Consider the following 16,643-nt stretch of genomic DNA (forward strand, 5'->3'; position numbering starts at 1 on the left):
ATGGCAGGGTCAGCCGTGCATGCGACCGAAACGGCCCGACTGGAAGTCCGCGAACGCCTGATGGATTTCCTGCTCGGTGTTCATCACGAACGGGCCGTGGCCAACAATCGGCTCGTCGATCGGCTCGCCGCTGAGCAGCAACACCACCGCATCCTCGCTGGCTTCAAGGCTGAGCTGCTTGCCCTCGCGGCCAAACAACACCAGTTGCCCTTCACGCGCCGACTCCAGAGCGTTGACCTCAACCGAACCTTTCAACACCACCAGCGCGGTATTGCGACCTTCATGCAGATCCAGGGTCAACAACTTGCCCGCGTTCAGACGCAGGTCCCACACGTCAATCGGCGTGAAGGTGCGTGACGGGCCTGTATGGCCGTCGAACTCACCGGCGATCAAACGCAGGCTGCCGGCATTGTCCTTGAGCGCGATGTTCGGGATGTCGGCATCGAGAATGGTCTGGTAGCCGGGTGCTGCCATTTTGTCTTTTGCCGGCAGGTTGACCCACAGTTGCACCATTTCCAGCTTGCCACCTGTTTTGGCAAAGTTTTCCGAATGGAACTCTTCATGCAAAATCCCGGAAGCAGCGGTCATCCACTGCACATCGCCCGGGCCGATGGTGCCGCCGCTGCCGGTGGAGTCGCGGTGCTGCGCTTCGCCGTCATACACAATCGTCACGGTTTCAAAACCACGGTGCGGGTGTTGCCCCACGCCGCGCCGTTCGGTGGTCGGGGTAAATTCGGCGGGGCCCGCGTGATCGAGCAGCAAAAACGGGCTGATGTGTTGACCCAGATTGTCGTAGGAAAACAGTGTGCGAACCGGGAACCCATCGCCGACCCAATGCCCGCGCGGGCTGGTGTAAATACCGATGATGTTTTTCATGGTTGCCTCCAATTAGACGGGTGACGCTATGGATTAAGCTTAATCGCATCACCAGTTCCGCACTAGACGGGGAAAACCGGCCTCAGTGTTCTACCAGAAGGACAATCATCTGTAATTCAACGCCGAACCGATCTGCCGACAACACACGCTCCAAAAAAGATTCATGACTTGCGGTCAACAGTGCTTTGCCCCACCAGCTGTTTTTCTCAACGATTCAGACACGGATACTCCAGCCCATTCCCACTGCAATCCTGGAGTCCTTCATGTCTGTTCCCGCTTTCGGTCTTGGTACGTTTCGCCTGCAAGGTCAGGTCGTCATCGACTCCGTGCGCACCGCCCTTGAACTCGGCTACCGGGTCATCGACACCGCGCAGATCTACGAAAACGAAGCCGATGTCGGTCAGGCCATCGCGGCCAGCGGAATCCCTCGTGAAGCGTTGTTCATCACCAGCAAAATCTGGGTCGCCAACTTCGCCAAAGAGCGTCTGATCGACAGCCTCAAGGAAAGCCTGCAGAAGCTGCAGACCGACTACCTCGACCTGACCCTGATTCACTGGCCATCGCCCGAAAGTGAAGTGCCTGTCGAAGAGTTCATGGGTGCTTTGCTGGAGGCAAAGCGCCTGGGTCTGACCCGTGAAATCGGCGTGTCCAACTTCACCATCGATTTGATGAAACAAGCCATCGCCGCTGTCGGTGCAAAGAACATTGCGACCAACCAGATCGAACTGCACCCGTATCTGCAAAACCGCAAAGTGGTCGAGTTCGCACACAGCCAGGGCATTCACATCACCTCCTACATGACCCTCGCTTACGGTGAAGTGCTGAAGGATCCCGTGATCCAGCAGATCGCAGAACGCCTGCAAGCCACGCCTGCGCAAGTCACTCTGGCTTGGGCGATGCAATCGGGTTTCGCGGTGATTCCGTCATCGACCAAGCGCGCCAATCTGCAGAGCAATCTCGGCGCAACGGCGCTGACCCTGAGCGATGCCGACATGGCCCTGATTGCCACGCTCGAGCGCGGTCATCGCCTGACCAGCCCGAAAGGCATCGCCCCGCAATGGGATTGATGGGTCAAGCCGAAAGGCGTTGTTCGAGGCCGTGCATGGCCTCGAACAACACGCTGATTGCCGTTTGAACGTCCGATGTTTTTGCCTCGCGGCAAGCCTGTTCAAGGTCGGAGCATGCCGATATCACTCGCGCCGCTCCGACCATCTGCGCACCGCCCTTGATCCTATGGGCCAGATCACACAGCGCGGCCTGATCGGGCTTACTTCGTAGCTCGTCGAGTTGCAGCAGGTCACTGTGAAGGCTGTTCAACATCTCCTTGAGCAAGCGATCGATCATCGAGCGATCATCCCCGGCCATTTGCTCCAGCGCGCCCAAGTCGATATCCATCTGTTGCGACGGTTGTGGCCAGTCAACGACACTTTCACCGTGGTTGACTCCCTCCAGCGCCAACACAAGATCGCCCAGACCAATCGGCTTGAACAGGCAATCGTCCATGCCGGCCTCGAAACAGCGAAGCCTCTCTTCAGCCAGCGCATTGGCGGTAAAACCGAGAATCAGGCAAGGCATTCTGTCCCCCCTCACCTCTTCATCACGAATCGCCCGCGTCAGTTCATAACCATTGCGTCTGGGCATGTTGCAGTCGGTAATCACCACGTCGAAGTGTTGTTCACGCCACCGTTCCAGCGCCTCATCGCCGTCCGCCGTGTCAACGGTGCGATGACCGAGTTCGCTGAGTTGCCAGCACAGCAGCAAACGGTTTACCGGATTGTCGTCCACCACCAGCACGTCCAGTGCCTGCGCAGGCAAACGCTCTGATTGCGGGATAACCGGATCCGACTCCATAGCGTCCAATAATGCCAGCTCAAGACTGAACGTAACCTGCGTGCCGACCCCCGGCTTGCTGTCCAGACGCAGCGTGCCGCCCATCATTTCGCAAAGATTGCGGCTGATCACCAGCCCCAGCCCGGATCCGCTGCGCGCCGATTGTCCATGATTGCTCGCCTGCACAAACGGGCTGAACAGGCGTTGGCGATCTTCGGCGTCGATACCGATTCCGCTGTCGGCGATGACAACTGTGAAAGCCATGCGCTCGGCCGGTGTCGCAGTCACTGACAGCGACAAGCTGACCTCGCCCTCCTGGGTAAACTTGATTGCGTTGCTCAACAGGTTCGACAAAACCTGCTTGAAGCGCGTCGGATCAATCATCACGTCAACGTCGCTGCGTGCATCCAGGTCAATGTGCCAAAGCAGACGCTTCTGCCGCGCCAGCCCTTCGAAGACCCGACTCACCGACGCCACCAATTCGCGCAGATTGGCTCGCTCCGGGACGAGTGACAAATGCCCGGACTCGATGCGGGCGATGTCGAGAATGTCGCCGATCAGCGCCAGCAATTGCTGCCCGGCATTCGATGCCACCTGAATGGCGAGGCGATCGGTCACGCCTTCCTCGGCTCGTTTCAGTGCCAGTTCGAGCATGCCGATCAAGGCATTCATCGGCGTGCGGATTTCGTGGCTCATGGTCGCCAGAAAAGTGGTTTTGGCGCGATTGGCGTCATCGGCAGCGTCCTTGGCAGCCTGCAATTGCTGCAACCATTGGTGACGCTGACGGATCTGCCGGCGCTGAAAGGCAATCCAGCCGAGCGCTAACACCAGCAATCCCGCTGCGGCGGCGAAGCCCAAAAGGATCTCGCGGCGGTGGCGCAGCCAATAGCTCTCCTCCACCACCACATCATGGCTCCAGCGCTCGACCAGTTCGTCGATCTGCTGCGGCGCGATGCTCAGCAAGGCCTTGTTCAAGATCGAGTGCAACGCCGCTGCCTGCGGGTCAGTGGCCAGGGCGATACGCGCCGGTTGATCGCCAATGGTGCTGGCGATGCGCAGGCGTTCACGGTATTGGCGGGCGATCAGAAACCGCGCCACCAACAATGAGCTGACGGTCGCGTCCACTTGGCCCTTGGCGATCATTTCCATGCCTTCGGCCGGGCTTGTGGCGTCGACCAGACGAATCTGCGGCACCCGGCCTTGCAGGTACGCGCGCAACGGGTGACCGCGATAAATCGCCAGGCGTTTGCCGGCCAGATCGTCAAGGTTGCGTGGACTCTGCGCCGTCGTCGCGCTGACCAGCACAAACGGATTGTTCAGGTAGGCCCGGGTAAATTGCAGTTCGGATTCGCGCTCGCTGCTGGGCGTCACCACCGGCAAAACATCGAGTTCACCGACCTTGAGCTGTTCAATCTGTTGATCCAGTGAGCGTCCGCGCACGATCTCGAAATTCAAACCGCTGCGTTGTGCGATCAAGGCAAGCAACTGCGCCGAAAGACCACGAAAACGGCCTTCGGCATCAAAAAATGTCAGCGGCGCGAAATCCTCGATGACGCCGACCCGCACTCGCGGGTGTTGCGCCAGCCATTGCTGTTCGCTGGCGCTGAGCTGTATCCGTGATTGCTCGGCCATCTCGGCCCGCCCCGCACTCCAGCGTTGCTCGATCAGCTGACGTCGCGCCATCGGGATCGCCATCAATGCCCGATCGATGATGCGTTTGAGGCGAAGCTCCTTGCGTAACAAGGCGAAGCCGAACGGGTTGGCATCGAGCCCCGACGGCCCGGCCAATTGCAGGTCGTTGCGATAGTTGGTGTTGATCAGGTAATTAGCACTGATGAAGTCGCCCAGGTACACGTCATCGGCATCGAACGCCACCGCTCCCAGGGCATCCATTGCCGAGGGATAACGCTGCACCGTCGCATCGGGATAGAACCCTTGCACCGTCGCCAGCGGCAAATAATCCTCGGCCATGGCGATACGTTTACCGGCCAAACGAGGCGGGAGCACCTCATCGATCCGGCTCACCAGCATCGGCTGATCTTCAGCGTAGGCGCGGGACAGAATGATATCCGGGTCGGTGGTTTCGAAACTGTTGGAGGTGCCCAGCAGCTCCAGATCGCCGCGCTTGAGGGCCGCCATCAATGCCTCGCGGCTGGCAAAGCGCTGGACCTCGATGCGCACACCGAGCAGGCGCGCCATCAGGTTGGCATAGTCAGCCGTGAGGCCTTCGAGTTCCTGCTGATTGCGGGTGATTTCGAATGGCGGGTAATCCGCCCCGGAAACACCCATGCGCAACACCGGGTGTTCGCCCAGCCATTTTCGATCCTGCTCATCCAGTCGAATCTGCAGTTTGTGCTGGCTCTCACGCGTCAGCACTTCGAGTACCCGGGGCGCTTCACCGGCCCAGCAGATGGTGGCAACGTTCAGCCAGAGCAAACACGCCCAACGCAGCAATTTCATGCTTGGCGACTCACAGCAAATGATTGCGAAGGGCAAAACCGCGCAAGTGCACCACCGAGCGGACGCCGAGTTTTTTCATCAGACGGGTTTTATAGGTGCTGATGGTTTTGTGGCTCAGGTGCATTTCCTCGGCGATCGTCTTGTTGAGTTTGCCCTGTGCCAGCTGGACGAAAATGCTCAATTCGCGGTCGGACAACTGCTCGATCATCTGTTTTTCGGTGAGTTGTGCCGGACTCATGACACCGCTGTCGGCCAATGCACAAAAATAGCTGTAGCCCGACATCACCCCACTTATCGCCCTGCTCAGCTCTTCCAGTTTGTTGGTTTTGGTCACGTAGGCCAGCGCTCCGGCGCGCCGGCAACGCTCCTGATAAAACAGGGGCTCGTGGGAGCTGAAAACCAGAACCTTGCAATGCAGGTTGTTGGTTCTGATGCGCACCATTACCTCCAGACCATCGAGTACCGGCAAACGCAGATCGAGTATGACCAGACTGGGATTGTGCTCGCGGATCAGTGACAGCACTTCATTGCCGCTGGATGCTTCATGAATGATTTTGAAACCCAGACGCTGCAGCACAATGATGATGGCGGCACGCACCACCGGGTGATCGTCGACGATCAACGCTGACTTCATGTCCACTCCCCGGACGAATACTGAGCAAGTCGCCAGTGTTGCGGACGAAGCCGCACACAATGGCTGCGCAGAGACTGTTGCACGGAAGTGGAGAGGAAACACCTGTCAGACCTGACAGTTGTGCAAAGTTGAATTTTATGCGTTAGCCCGACGTTGCAGCACCGGCTCCGGTTTCCAGTCCGCCAGTGCAGAAGCGGTTTCGGCCACATCGACCAACGCCATCAAATGCCCGATGGTCTGGGCACCGGGCAACGCCGCATGACTGATCTGTACGTTTTCCTGAGCGAAACCCATCGCCACTTGCAGCGGCGCCGAAGGCTCGTTGTAGATCAATGCATGGCGCACCTGCGGGTTATCGAGGAAAAAACCCAGCAGATCCAGTGAGCCTGCCGCCAGTTCGGCGTTGATCACCACCACATCGAATGGCTCACAGCCGTAATCCACCAGCGTCAACAGCTCGCCTAGGCTTTGCACCGGCGCGACACGGTAATAACCGAGACCGTTGAACAGGCGCTCGATTTTCATCCGGTGAAAGTGCTGCGGGTCGGCAATGAGGATACGCAGGGCTTTATTGATCATGCTCAATCTCCCGGTGGTCAGGGTTTCTGGGTGCGCCAAGGCTACGCAAGCCTGCCAACGTGATCTGTAGGACGTTTCCTAAAAAACCGGTCACTCATCCGGAGGGGAGCTGCCAACACAGTGTCGATGCAGCATCCCCCTCACATCGGCCGCGCGTGCCAGGAAAAGGTCTTAAACATCGAGTTGCTCCAACAGCGATTTCAGCGCTGGCCGGTCGGGAGTCTGGATCAGACGCAACTGCCGGCGTTGATTGGCGTAAACCGTTTCGGCGTGTGGCTGACCACGCCGCGCGTCGTGGATCACACCGTGGCGAATCTGCGAATTGCTTTGAAAGAACCGCACCGGGTCGACGCCGGCCGCCGCCAACAACTCACCGTTGATGATCAGCAGATCAAAATGCTCGAACGGCTCATGCGAGTAATGGGTCACACCGAGCAGTTCGCGAAAGGAGCGCGCCCGTGTGATATGCCGACAGCCCAGCTCCCTGAAGGCTTTTTCGATTCTGTCTTGCAGAGTGCTGTGCTGTTCGGCGATCAGAATTCGCCAGCATTTGTAGGACATGGGCTTTCGACAGTTAAGGAAAAGGCGTAGGCACGCGATGGAAATCACGCTAACCGAATCCACTTTCGAAAAACCTAGGAAAAGTCTGAAAAATCGCTGGAAACTTCCTACAGAGTTCCAAGAAAACTGTGGGTGGGGGCGAAAGTTTCCCGCTTTATTCGGTGGTACTCGGACTCCAGAACGCCTGCACCACCAGCGCCGATGTCGAGATCCGCGCCACCAGCGCGTCCAACTCATCACCATCGACCGAGGTGGTCGCCAGTGTCGCCTCGATTTCAATTTCGTCGGCGCCGAAGGCATGCACGTCGACATCGCTTGCCGGGTAGTTGCTGCGTTCCAGTTCGGCTTCAAGCAAGGCGAACACGGCTTTCTGCTGCGAGCGTCGGGCGATGACGTAGACGATGTTGGTGACTTCCGCCGAGACCACATCCAGTGGCTGACGGTTGATGTTGTTGACGATCGGCCGCAACAAGGTGTTCGCGGCCAGAATGAACAGCGTGCCGAGCACGGCTTCGGCGAGCAGGTCGGCACCGGCGCAGGCACCGACGGCTGCCGAAGTCCACAGGGTCGCGGCGGTGTTAAGGCCGCGCACGTTGCCTTCTTCGCGCATGATCACCCCGGCGCCGAGAAAGCCGATACCGGAGACCACATAAGCGACGACGCGCACCGCGCCTTCAGCACCGGCGAGTCGGTTGGCCATGTCGACGAAAATCGCCGCACCGACCGCCACCAGCACATTGGTGCGCAGGCCGGCGGTGCGTTGCCGGTATTGACGCTCGAAGCCGATCAGGCCGCCGAGAATGAACGCGGCGCTGAGGCTGACGAGGGTGTCGAGCAGCGAGTCGAGGTTGAGGTTGTTGATGGCTTGCATCGTCATCTCCCTGAAAAAACACACATCCCCTGTGGGAGCGGGCTTGCTCGCGAAGGCGTCGTGTCAGTCAAATATTTTCAACTGACACACCGCTTTCGCGAGCAAAACCGGTCCCACAGGGGGAATAGCGTTGTTCGTGCTGTTATTGCCAGCCGAACTTACGGATGTAAAAACCTTTCACCGCCTGAGTCAGCGCCATGTATGCCAACAGGATCACTGGCAGAAACACGAAGTACAGCGATGGCAGCGCCTGCAATTTGAAGTAGTGCGCCAACGGGCCCATCGGCAGGAAGATCCCCATCGCCATGATGATCCCGGTCATCACCAGCAGCGGCATGGCTGCGCGGCTTTGCAGGAACGGAATCTTCGGTGTGCGGATCATGTGCACGATCAGCGTCTGGGTCAGCAACCCGACCACGAACCAGCCGGACTGGAACAGCGTCTGGTGATCCGGGGTGTTGGCATCAAACACGTACCACATCAAGGCGAACGTGGTGATGTCAAAGATCGAACTGATCGGCCCGAAAAACAGCATGAAACGACCGACATCACCCGGCTGCCAGCGTTGCGGTTTCTTGAGCATTTCCTCGTCGACGTTATCGAACGGAATAGCAATCTGCGAAATGTCGTAGAGCAGGTTCTGCACCAGCAGGTGCATCGGCAGCATCGGCAGGAACGGAATGAACGCACTGGCGACCAGCACCGAGAAGACGTTGCCGAAGTTGGAGCTGGCAGTCATCTTGATGTACTTGAGCATGTTGGCGAAGGTGCGGCGCCCTTCGAGTACGCCCTCCTCCAGCACCATCAGGCTCTTTTCCAGGAGGATGATGTCGGCCGCTTCCTTGGCAATGTCCACCGCGCTGTCCACGGAAATACCGATGTCGGCCGTACGCAGCGCCGGCGCATCGTTGATGCCGTCGCCCATGAAGCCAACGACGTGACCGTTGCCCTTGAGGATGCGCACGATGCGCTCCTTGTGCGACGGCGTCAGTTTGGCGAAGACGTTGGTTTTCTCCACGGCCACGGCCAGTTCGGCATCGCTCATGCGCTCGACATCATTGCCCAGCAACAACCCCTGTTGCGCCAGGCCGACTTCGCGGCAGATCTTCGCGGTCACCAGCTCGTTGTCGCCGGTCAGCACTTTCACCGCCACGCCATGCTCGGCCAGAGCCTTGAGCGCCGGTGCGGTGCTTTCTTTCGGTGGATCGAGGAACGCCACATAACCGATCAGCGTCAGCTCCTGTTCATCGGCCAGGCTGTAGGTGTCACGGCCCTCAGGCATCGAGCGGGCGGCCACGGCCACCACGCGCAAGCCTTCAGCGTTGAATGCTGCGGTGACCTGACGAATCCGGGTCAGCAATTCATCGCTCAAGGCTTCATCGACCTCGCCGTGACGCACGCGGCTGCACACCGCCAGCACTTCTTCCACCGCACCTTTGCAAATCAGCTGGTGCGGCTGACCGCGCCCTTCGACCACGACGGACATGCGCCGGCGATTGAAATCGAACGGGATCTCATCGACTTTGCGAAACGCCGTGCCGACTTTCAGTTCACGGTGAATTTCCACGTGTTCCAGCACCGCCACGTCGAGCAGGTTTTTCAGGCCGGTCTGGTAGTAGCTGTTCAGATAGGCCATTTCCAGCACGTCATCGGAGTCTTCGCCCCAGACATCGACGTTGCGCGCCAAAAAGATTTTGTCCTGAGTCAGGGTGCCGGTCTTGTCGGTGCACAGCACGTCCATGGCACCGAAGTTCTGGATCGCATCGAGGCGTTTGACGATGACTTTTTTGCGCGACAGAAACACCGCGCCTTTGGCCAGGGTCGAGGTGACGATCATCGGCAGCATTTCCGGGGTCAGGCCCACGGCAATCGACAGTGCGAACAGCAGCGCTTCGGTCCAGTCGCCCTTGGTGAAACCGTTGATGAACAGCACCAGCGGCGCCATCACGAACATGAAGCGGATCAACAGCCAGCTGACTTTGTTGACGCCTTGCTGGAACGACGTGACCGCGCGATCAGTCGCGCCGACACGCTGGGCCAGCGCACCGAAATATGTGCTGTTGCCGGTGGTGAGAATCACCGCCACCGCCGTGCCGGACACGACGTTGGTGCCCATAAACAGGATGTTGTCCAGCTCCAGTGGATTGCGCGTGTCGCGATCAGCCTGACGCGGAAACTTTTCCACCGGCATCGATTCGCCGGTCATCGCGGCCTGACTGACGAACAGATCCTTGGCGCTGAGCACTCGGCAATCGGCAGGGATCATGTCGCCGGCCGAGAGCACAATGAGGTCGCCGGGCACCAGTTGCTTGATCGGCAACTCGCTGCGCGGTGCGTCCCGGCGAATCACCGTGGCGGTATTGCTGACCATGGCTTTCAGTGCATCGGCGGCTTGGTTGGATTTGCTTTCCTGCCAGAAGCGCAGCAATGTCGACAGCACGACCATGGAGAAAATCACCACAGCGGCCTTGAGATCTTCGGTCAGCCACGAGATGACCGCCAGCAAGGTCAGCAACAGGTTGAACGGGTTTTTGTAGCAGTGCCACAGGTGGGTCCACCACGGCAGCGGCTGCTCGTGTTCGACTTCATTGAGGCCGTGTTGCGCACGCAGCGCATCGACTTCGAAATCGGTGAGGCCTTCGGAGTGAGTGCCGAGTTGTGACAACAGGACGCCGCTGTCGCAATGCGCGGCATCGACCAGGGTGTTGGCCAGTGTGGGCGGCACTTCACGGCTGACCGTGGTGTCGTTGATCGATTCCAGCAGCGCCAGGCGACGGAAATGCCGGGCGATGTGGCGAGTGCGCAGGAAGCCTGCGAAAAATTCCTTGAGCGTAAGTTTCATGGCTGTTGCCCCTATGGTCAGCCGGGAAACCGTCGAGCAGGTACGGCCGCGCCTCGTCCGCCGGAAAAACCGGCACGGCAAGGTCTGGCGCGCCGGTCAGAAAAGACAAGCGTGTCGATAGGGCTGCGATCACGACGATGACGTCGAAACCACGCTCTTTCAGTGTCGATGAGAAGGACGTCGGGACATGACCACGGACGGGCCATGCACGGGATGCCGCTGCTCGCTTTTACGGCGAGACAACGGCAGAGAGAAACTGCGCGTTATCTTGCCGAGAATCTGCCGGTTACCGAGACCGGCCGACAACTGTCACTCGAACAAGTACCCACTGTGGGTCTCCGCAATTGATGAAAACGCGCGAAGCTTACGCCCCGATGTCTGGAGAGTAAACCCGCTAAAGGAAGTGTGTCGGGGAATTGCAGGAGGCTTCAGGATTGGTTCAGGTTTCAAAACCTGCAGTGTTCGCAAGACCCTCTTCGCGAGCAAGCCCGCTCCCACATTAGTCGTGCATACACAGATCCAACGTGGGAGCGGGCTTGCTCGCGAAGGCGGTTTGACTGGCGCCGCAAATTTAGCTGGCAGTCGCCAACAACAGATCCGCCATCGAACGATGCCCACGATTCTTGCCGTGCTCATACAGCGAGCCGGCAATCTCGTCCGCACGAATCGGCAGCACCGACAGTAGCGTATCGCTCAGACCGTGGCTGGCCTGGCAGAAGCCCTGCATGTAGATGCCGGCCTTGCAGCGCTCGTCAGTGATCAGTTTGTAGTTACGATCCACTTCGAAATCGCCCAGGTATTCTTCCAGCGGCGCCAGCAGTTTGCGGTGCATCTGGCGCTCGTAACCGGTGGCCAGTACCACGGCGTCGTAAAGACGCACGGTGACTTCGCCGGTGGCGTTGTTGCGCACGGCCAGTTCGATACCGTTTTCGGTCGCGGTGGCTTTCTCGACAGTGGTCAGGGTGCGGAAGGCATGACGGGCAATCCCGGAAACCTTCTGGCGATAGAAGATGCCGTAGATGCGTTCGATCAGATCGATGTCGACCACCGAGTAGTTGGTGTTGTGGTACTCGTTGACCAAACGCTCGCGCTCGGCACTGTTCTGCTGGAACACAAGGTCAGTGAACTCCGGCGAGAACACTTCGTTGACGAACGGGCTGTCATCCGCAGGCTTGAGTGCCGAACCACGCAGGATCATGTCGACCTGCACCGACGGGAACGAATCGTTCAGATCGATAAAGGCTTCCGCCGCACTCTGCCCACCGCCGATGATCGCAATGCTCATCGGCTGATTGTTCACGCACGGCTGTTTGGCCATTTGCGACAGATATTGCGAATGGTGGAACACGCGGGTATCGCCCTTCAGCGCCTTGAACGCCTCCGGAATACGCGGAGTGCCGCCGGCGCTGACCACCACCGAACGGGTGGTGCGTACGTGTTGTTGGCCCTGGGTGTCACGGGAGATCACGCGCAATGCTTCAACCTGATGGTTGTGCAGCACCGGTTCGATGGTGAGCACTTCTTCACCGTAACGGCTCTGCTCGGTGAACTGTCCGGCGACCCAGCGCAGGTAGTCGTTGTACTCCATGCGGCACGGGTAGAAGGTGCCCAGGTTGATGAAATCAACCAGACGACCGTGGTACTTCAAGTAGTTGACGAACGAGTACGGGCTGGTCGGGTTGCGCAGGGTCACCAGATCCTTGAGGAAGGAAATCTGCAACTCGCTCTGGGTCGACAGGGTGTTGCCGTGCCAGCTGTAGTTGGGTTGTTTGTCGAGGAACAGCACATCCAGTTCACCCTGGATCGGGCCGCGCTCTTGCAGAGCGATGGCCAGCGCCAGGTTCGACGGGCCGAAACCGACGCCGATCAGGTCGTGAACGATGGGCGATGCAATTGCCTGTGTCATTTCCAGTGTCCTCTGGATGAACCCGTCAACAGCGGGAATAAAGCCTGGGTGACCTGACCGGCCCGGGAGCAGGACAGCAGATCGTCTGTTGAGTAGGAACGAGGACGGTGAAAAAAAATTTAACGAGGAAGGATCAATGGGCGTCCCATTGTTTGATCCGCACCCGGCAATGCTTCATGGCATTGACGATGTGCTTTTCGACCAGCGCCTTGGAAATGCCAAGGGTCTCGGCGATTTCGTTGTGCGACAGGCCTTCGATCTTGCGCAGCAAAAAGCTTTCACGGCATACCGGTGACAACTCTGCCAAGGCGCGCTGGAGCATTTCCAGACGTTGGCCATGATCGAGAGTGCCTTGTGGCGACGGCGAGAAATAGCGCTCTTCATTGTCGAGCACATCGAGCGGTTCGACCTGGCGCAAGGCGTTGCGTCGATGATCATCGATGACCAGGTTCAATGCCGTGCGATAAAGAAAGGCCCGGGGTTGCTCGATCGGCGTGTCACTGGAACGCTCCAGCACCCGTAAATAGGCGTCATGCACCACATCCTCGGCAACCTGGCGGTTGCCCAGCTTGGCGTTGAGGAAACACACCAGCTCGCGATAGTAGTTTTCCAACATGACTCCCGGCCGCAGCGAGGCGGTTTCGATCCTTGAGCCAGATCCGCCACGGTCAAAACGACAATGGCACGATGGTGGCAATTTCAGGTGCGTAATTTATAGTAATTCTCATATAGATTTAAAGCGCTGTTTCGATTTGCCCGACAAATTGTTAACGCCTATACCTGTTACGGCATTTTTCAGCGCTTAAATTACCCGCCTCCTGCCTCGTTTAAAGGACAGCTCCCCGTGTCTGTCGCCTCCTGCGTCAGCGTTCGGCTGTGCCCCGCGTGCGGTGCCCACTGAATGACGGGTCGATTCCCACTGGCCGGAACCCTGCATGAAACGTCCCCGCCCCGCCCGACGCGCCCTGCTCGCAGCCCTTTGTCTGATCCCTGTTGTCGCCGTAGCCGCCTGGCAGATTCTGCCGCCCGGCCGCGACAAGTTCGCCACCGTGCAAGTCAGTCGCGGTGACATTGAGAGCAGCGTCACCGCCCTCGGCACCCTGCAGCCACGGCGTTACGTCGATGTCGGCGCGCAGGCGTCGGGGCAGATTCGCAAGATTCATGTCGAGGTTGGCGACGTGGTCAAACAGGGCCAATTGCTGGTGGAAATCGATCCCTCCACGCAAAAAGCCAAGCTCGACGCCAGTCAGTTCTCCATCGAAAACCTCAAGGCGCAACTGCAGGAACAACAGGCCCAGCACGAGCTCGCCAAACAGAAATACCAGCGCCAGCAGAACCTCGCCGCTGGCGGCGCCACCCGTGAAGAAGACGTGCAGACCGCGCGCGCCGAACTCAAGGCGACGCAAGCGCGCATCGACATGTTCCGTGCCCAGATCCGTCAGGCCGAAGCCAGCCTGCGCAGCGATCAGGCCGAGCTTGGTTACACCCGAATCTATGCGCCGATGGAAGGCACCGTGGTCGCTCTTGACGCTCGTGAAGGCCAGACCCTCAACGCTCAACAGCAAACGCCATTGATCCTGCGAATCGCCAAGCTTTCGCCGATGACGGTGTGGGCCGAGGTTTCCGAAGCCGATATCGGCCATGTCAAACCGGGCATGACCGCTTACTTCACCACGCTCAGCGGCGGCAACCGGCGCTGGAGCAGCACCGTGCGGCAGATCCTGCCAGTGCCGCCCAAACCTCTGGATCAAACCAGCCAGGGCGGCGGCAGTCCGGCCAGTTCGAGCAAAAGCGGCAGCGCGCGAGTGGTGCTGTACACCGTGCTGCTGGACGTCGATAACGCCGACAACGCCCTGATGGCGGAAATGACCACTCAAGTATTCTTTGTCGCCCATCAAGCGAAGAACGTCCTGACCGCACCGGTCGCCGCCCTGCAAGGCAGCGCCGTGGCCAATCGACAAACCGCGCAAGTGGTTGCCGCCAATGGCCAGATCCAGTCGCGCGAGGTGCAGACCGGCATCAGCGACCGTTTGAAGGTGCAGATTCTGGATGGCCTCAACGAAGGCGATCATTTGCTGGTCGGCCCGGCCGACGGCAGCGGAGGCTGAATGCAAACGCCTCTGATCGACCTGCAGGACATCCGCAAATCCTACGGCGGCGGCGACGCCCCGCAAGTCCATGTGCTGCGCGGGATCGACCTTTCGATCCACGCCGGCGAATTCGTGGCGATTGTCGGCGCGTCCGGCTCCGGCAAATCGACGCTGATGAACATCCTAGGCTGTCTCGACCGGCCAACCTCGGGCGAATATCGTTTCGCCGGCGAAAACGTCGCCGGCCTCGACAGCGATGAGCTGGCCTGGTTGCGCCGCGAAGCCTTCGGTTTCGTGTTTCAGGGCTATCACCTGATCCCGTCCGGCTCGGCCCAGGAAAACGTCGAGATGCCGGCCATCTACGCCGGCACCCCGGCCGCCGAGCGCCATGCGCGCGCGGCCGCCCTGCTCGATCGCCTCGGCCTCGCGTCACGCACCGGCAACCGCCCCCACCAGTTGTCCGGCGGCCAGCAGCAACGGGTGTCGATTGCTCGCGCCCTGATGAACGGCGGCCACATCATTCTCGCTGACGAACCGACCGGCGCACTGGACAGCCACAGCGGCAAAGAAGTCATGGCGCTGCTCGATGAACTGGCGAGTCAAGGCCATGTGGTGATCCTGATCACCCACGACCGCGAAGTGGCCGCGCGAGCCAAACGCATCATCGAAATCCGCGACGGCCTGATCATCAGCGACAGCGCCCGGGACAACCCTGAGGCGCAGACCACTGCCAACCCCGGCGCTCTGCAAGCGGTCGATCTGCGCAAGCGACTGGCCGAAGGCGCCGAAGCCACCGGCGCGTGGAAAGGTGAACTGATCGATGCCTTGCACGCCGCGTGGCGGGTGATGTGGATCAACCGTTTTCGCACCGCGCTGACCCTGCTCGGGATCATCATCGGCGTGGCGTCAGTGGTGGTGATGCTCGCGGTCGGCGAAGGCAGCAAGCGCCAGGTCATGGCGCAAATGGGCGCGTTCGGCTCGAACATCATTTATCTGAGCGGCTCGGCACCCAATCCGCGCACGCCGCCGGGAATCGTCACGCTTGACGATGTCCACGCCCTGGCGAGCCTGCCGCAAGTGCAGCGGATCATGCCGGTGAACGGCTCCGAGGCCGGCGTGCGCTACGGCAATGCCGACCACTTGAGCTACGTCGGCGGCAACGACACCAACTTCCCGGCGATCTTCAACTGGCCAGTGGTTCAGGGCAGTTACTTTACCGAGGCCGATGAACAGAATGCCGCCGCCGTTGCAGTGATCGGGCACAAGGTACGGAGCAAACTGCTCAAGGATGTGCCCAACCCGATCGGCCAATACATTCTGATCGAGAACGTGCCGTTCCAAGTGGTCGGGGTGCTCGCGGAAAAAGGCGCCAGTTCCGGCGACTCCGACAGCGACAACCGCATCGCCGTGCCCTACTCCGCCGCCAGCGTGCGCCTGTTCGGCACACGCAATCCGGAATACGTGGCGATTGCCGCCGCCGACGCCCGCAAGGTCAAGGAAACCGAACACGCCATCGAGCAGTTGATGTTGCGCCTGCACGACGGCAAGAAGGATTTCGAACTGACCAACAACGCCGCCATGATCCAGGCCGAAGCGCGCACGCAAAACACCCTGTCGCTGATGCTCGGTTCGATTGCCGCGATCTCGCTGCTGGTCGGCGGCATCGGCGTGATGAACATCATGCTGATGACCGTGCGCGAACGCACTCGCGAGATCGGTATCCGCATGGCCACCGGCGCCCGTCAGCGCGACATCCTGCGCCAGTTCCTCACTGAGGCGGTGATGCTCTCGGTGGTCGGCGGCATTGCCGGGATCGCCCTGGCATTGATCGTCGGCGGCGTGCTGATTCTCAGCGAAGTCGCCGTGGCGTTTTCCTTGATGGCAGTGCTTGGCGCCTTTGGCTGTGCCTTGGTGACCGGTGTTGTTTTCGGCTTCATGCCGGCCCGCAAAGCTGCCCGGCTCGACCCGGTCACGGCCCTTACCAGTGAATGATC

The 16,643-nt window shown here is 59.7% G+C and carries 12 protein-coding genes; 3 read left to right on the forward strand and 9 right to left on the reverse strand.

Annotation, left to right across the window (positions count from 1 at the left end):
• Positions 1–9 precede the first annotated feature (9 nt).
• Positions 10–876 (reverse strand): pirin family protein, encoded by an 867-nt coding sequence (locus F2P67_RS10105; protein WP_166219900.1) that lies wholly within the window; start codon positions 874–876, stop codon positions 10–12.
• A 263-nt stretch (positions 877–1,139) separates the two neighbouring features.
• Between F2P67_RS10105 and dkgB the strand changes: the two genes are divergently transcribed.
• Positions 1,140–1,943: a 2,5-didehydrogluconate reductase DkgB gene (gene dkgB, locus F2P67_RS10110; RefSeq protein WP_166219902.1), complete on the forward strand. Its 804-nt coding sequence runs from the start codon at positions 1,140–1,142 to the stop codon at positions 1,941–1,943.
• A 4-nt stretch (positions 1,944–1,947) separates the two neighbouring features.
• Here the strand turns inward: dkgB and F2P67_RS10115 are convergent, their stop codons facing one another.
• From F2P67_RS10115 to F2P67_RS10150, 8 genes are all read right to left on the reverse strand, one after another.
• Positions 1,948–5,166: an ATP-binding protein gene (locus F2P67_RS10115; protein ID WP_166219904.1), complete on the reverse strand. Its 3,219-nt coding sequence runs from the start codon at positions 5,164–5,166 to the stop codon at positions 1,948–1,950.
• A 10-nt stretch (positions 5,167–5,176) separates the two neighbouring features.
• The gene (locus F2P67_RS10120; RefSeq protein WP_166219906.1) at positions 5,177–5,800 is read right to left on the reverse strand and encodes a response regulator transcription factor; all 624 of its coding nucleotides are present in this window, start codon (positions 5,798–5,800) and stop codon (positions 5,177–5,179) included.
• A 135-nt stretch (positions 5,801–5,935) separates the two neighbouring features.
• Entirely contained in the window at positions 5,936–6,379 is a 444-nt protein-coding gene (locus tag F2P67_RS10125; protein WP_166219908.1) for an ANTAR domain-containing protein, read from the reverse strand.
• Positions 6,380–6,550: 171 nt separating this feature from the next.
• On the reverse strand, positions 6,551–6,940 hold the full coding sequence (locus F2P67_RS10130; RefSeq protein WP_166219910.1) for a hypothetical protein: 390 nt from the start codon (positions 6,938–6,940) through the stop codon (positions 6,551–6,553).
• Positions 6,941–7,094: 154 nt separating this feature from the next.
• Positions 7,095–7,811, reverse strand: coding sequence for an MgtC/SapB family protein (locus tag F2P67_RS10135; RefSeq protein ID WP_008084043.1), 717 nt, complete (start codon positions 7,809–7,811; stop codon positions 7,095–7,097).
• A gap of 142 nt (positions 7,812–7,953) precedes the next feature.
• Positions 7,954–10,653 carry a magnesium-translocating P-type ATPase gene (gene mgtA / locus F2P67_RS10140; protein ID WP_166219912.1) on the reverse strand — a complete coding sequence of 900 codons (2,700 nt, stop codon included), beginning with the start codon at positions 10,651–10,653 and terminating at the stop codon, positions 7,954–7,956.
• 571 nt (positions 10,654–11,224) lie between these two features.
• Positions 11,225–12,559, reverse strand: a complete 1,335-nt coding sequence (locus tag F2P67_RS10145; RefSeq protein WP_166219914.1) for a lysine N(6)-hydroxylase/L-ornithine N(5)-oxygenase family protein — start codon at positions 12,557–12,559, stop codon at positions 11,225–11,227.
• 133 nt (positions 12,560–12,692) lie between these two features.
• Positions 12,693–13,175, reverse strand: coding sequence for a sigma-70 family RNA polymerase sigma factor (locus F2P67_RS10150; RefSeq protein WP_166219917.1), 483 nt, complete (start codon positions 13,173–13,175; stop codon positions 12,693–12,695).
• Between the two features lie 319 nt (positions 13,176–13,494).
• Between F2P67_RS10150 and F2P67_RS10155 the strand changes: the two genes are divergently transcribed.
• Together F2P67_RS10155 and F2P67_RS10160 are read left to right on the forward strand one after the other, a co-directional pair.
• Positions 13,495–14,667 carry an efflux RND transporter periplasmic adaptor subunit gene (locus tag F2P67_RS10155; RefSeq protein ID WP_166219919.1) on the forward strand — a complete coding sequence of 391 codons (1,173 nt, stop codon included), beginning with the start codon at positions 13,495–13,497 and terminating at the stop codon, positions 14,665–14,667.
• Positions 14,668–16,641 (forward strand): MacB family efflux pump subunit, encoded by a 1,974-nt coding sequence (locus F2P67_RS10160; protein ID WP_166219921.1) that lies wholly within the window; start codon positions 14,668–14,670, stop codon positions 16,639–16,641.
• The last annotated feature ends 2 nt before the right edge of the window (positions 16,642–16,643 follow it).

The sequence above is a fragment of the Pseudomonas atagonensis genome, assembly GCF_011369485.1.
GTDB lineage: Bacteria > Pseudomonadota > Gammaproteobacteria > Pseudomonadales > Pseudomonadaceae > Aquipseudomonas > Aquipseudomonas atagonensis.

Coding starts and splice junctions, on each gene's coding strand:
- F2P67_RS10105 (WP_166219900.1), bottom strand. CDS start 876: ATGAAAAACATCATCGGTATTTACACCAGCCCGCGCGGGCATTGGGTC.
- dkgB (WP_166219902.1), top strand. CDS start 1,140: ATGTCTGTTCCCGCTTTCGGTCTTGGTACGTTTCGCCTGCAAGGTCAG.
- F2P67_RS10115 (WP_166219904.1), bottom strand. CDS start 5,166: ATGAAATTGCTGCGTTGGGCGTGTTTGCTCTGGCTGAACGTTGCCACC.
- F2P67_RS10120 (WP_166219906.1), bottom strand. CDS start 5,800: ATGAAGTCAGCGTTGATCGTCGACGATCACCCGGTGGTGCGTGCCGCC.
- F2P67_RS10125 (WP_166219908.1), bottom strand. CDS start 6,379: ATGATCAATAAAGCCCTGCGTATCCTCATTGCCGACCCGCAGCACTTT.
- F2P67_RS10130 (WP_166219910.1), bottom strand. CDS start 6,940: ATGTCCTACAAATGCTGGCGAATTCTGATCGCCGAACAGCACAGCACT.
- F2P67_RS10135 (WP_008084043.1), bottom strand. CDS start 7,811: ATGCAAGCCATCAACAACCTCAACCTCGACTCGCTGCTCGACACCCTC.
- mgtA (WP_166219912.1), bottom strand. CDS start 10,653: ATGAAACTTACGCTCAAGGAATTTTTCGCAGGCTTCCTGCGCACTCGC.
- F2P67_RS10145 (WP_166219914.1), bottom strand. CDS start 12,559: ATGACACAGGCAATTGCATCGCCCATCGTTCACGACCTGATCGGCGTC.
- F2P67_RS10150 (WP_166219917.1), bottom strand. CDS start 13,175: ATGTTGGAAAACTACTATCGCGAGCTGGTGTGTTTCCTCAACGCCAAG.
- F2P67_RS10155 (WP_166219919.1), top strand. CDS start 13,495: ATGAAACGTCCCCGCCCCGCCCGACGCGCCCTGCTCGCAGCCCTTTGT.
- F2P67_RS10160 (WP_166219921.1), top strand. CDS start 14,668: ATGCAAACGCCTCTGATCGACCTGCAGGACATCCGCAAATCCTACGGC.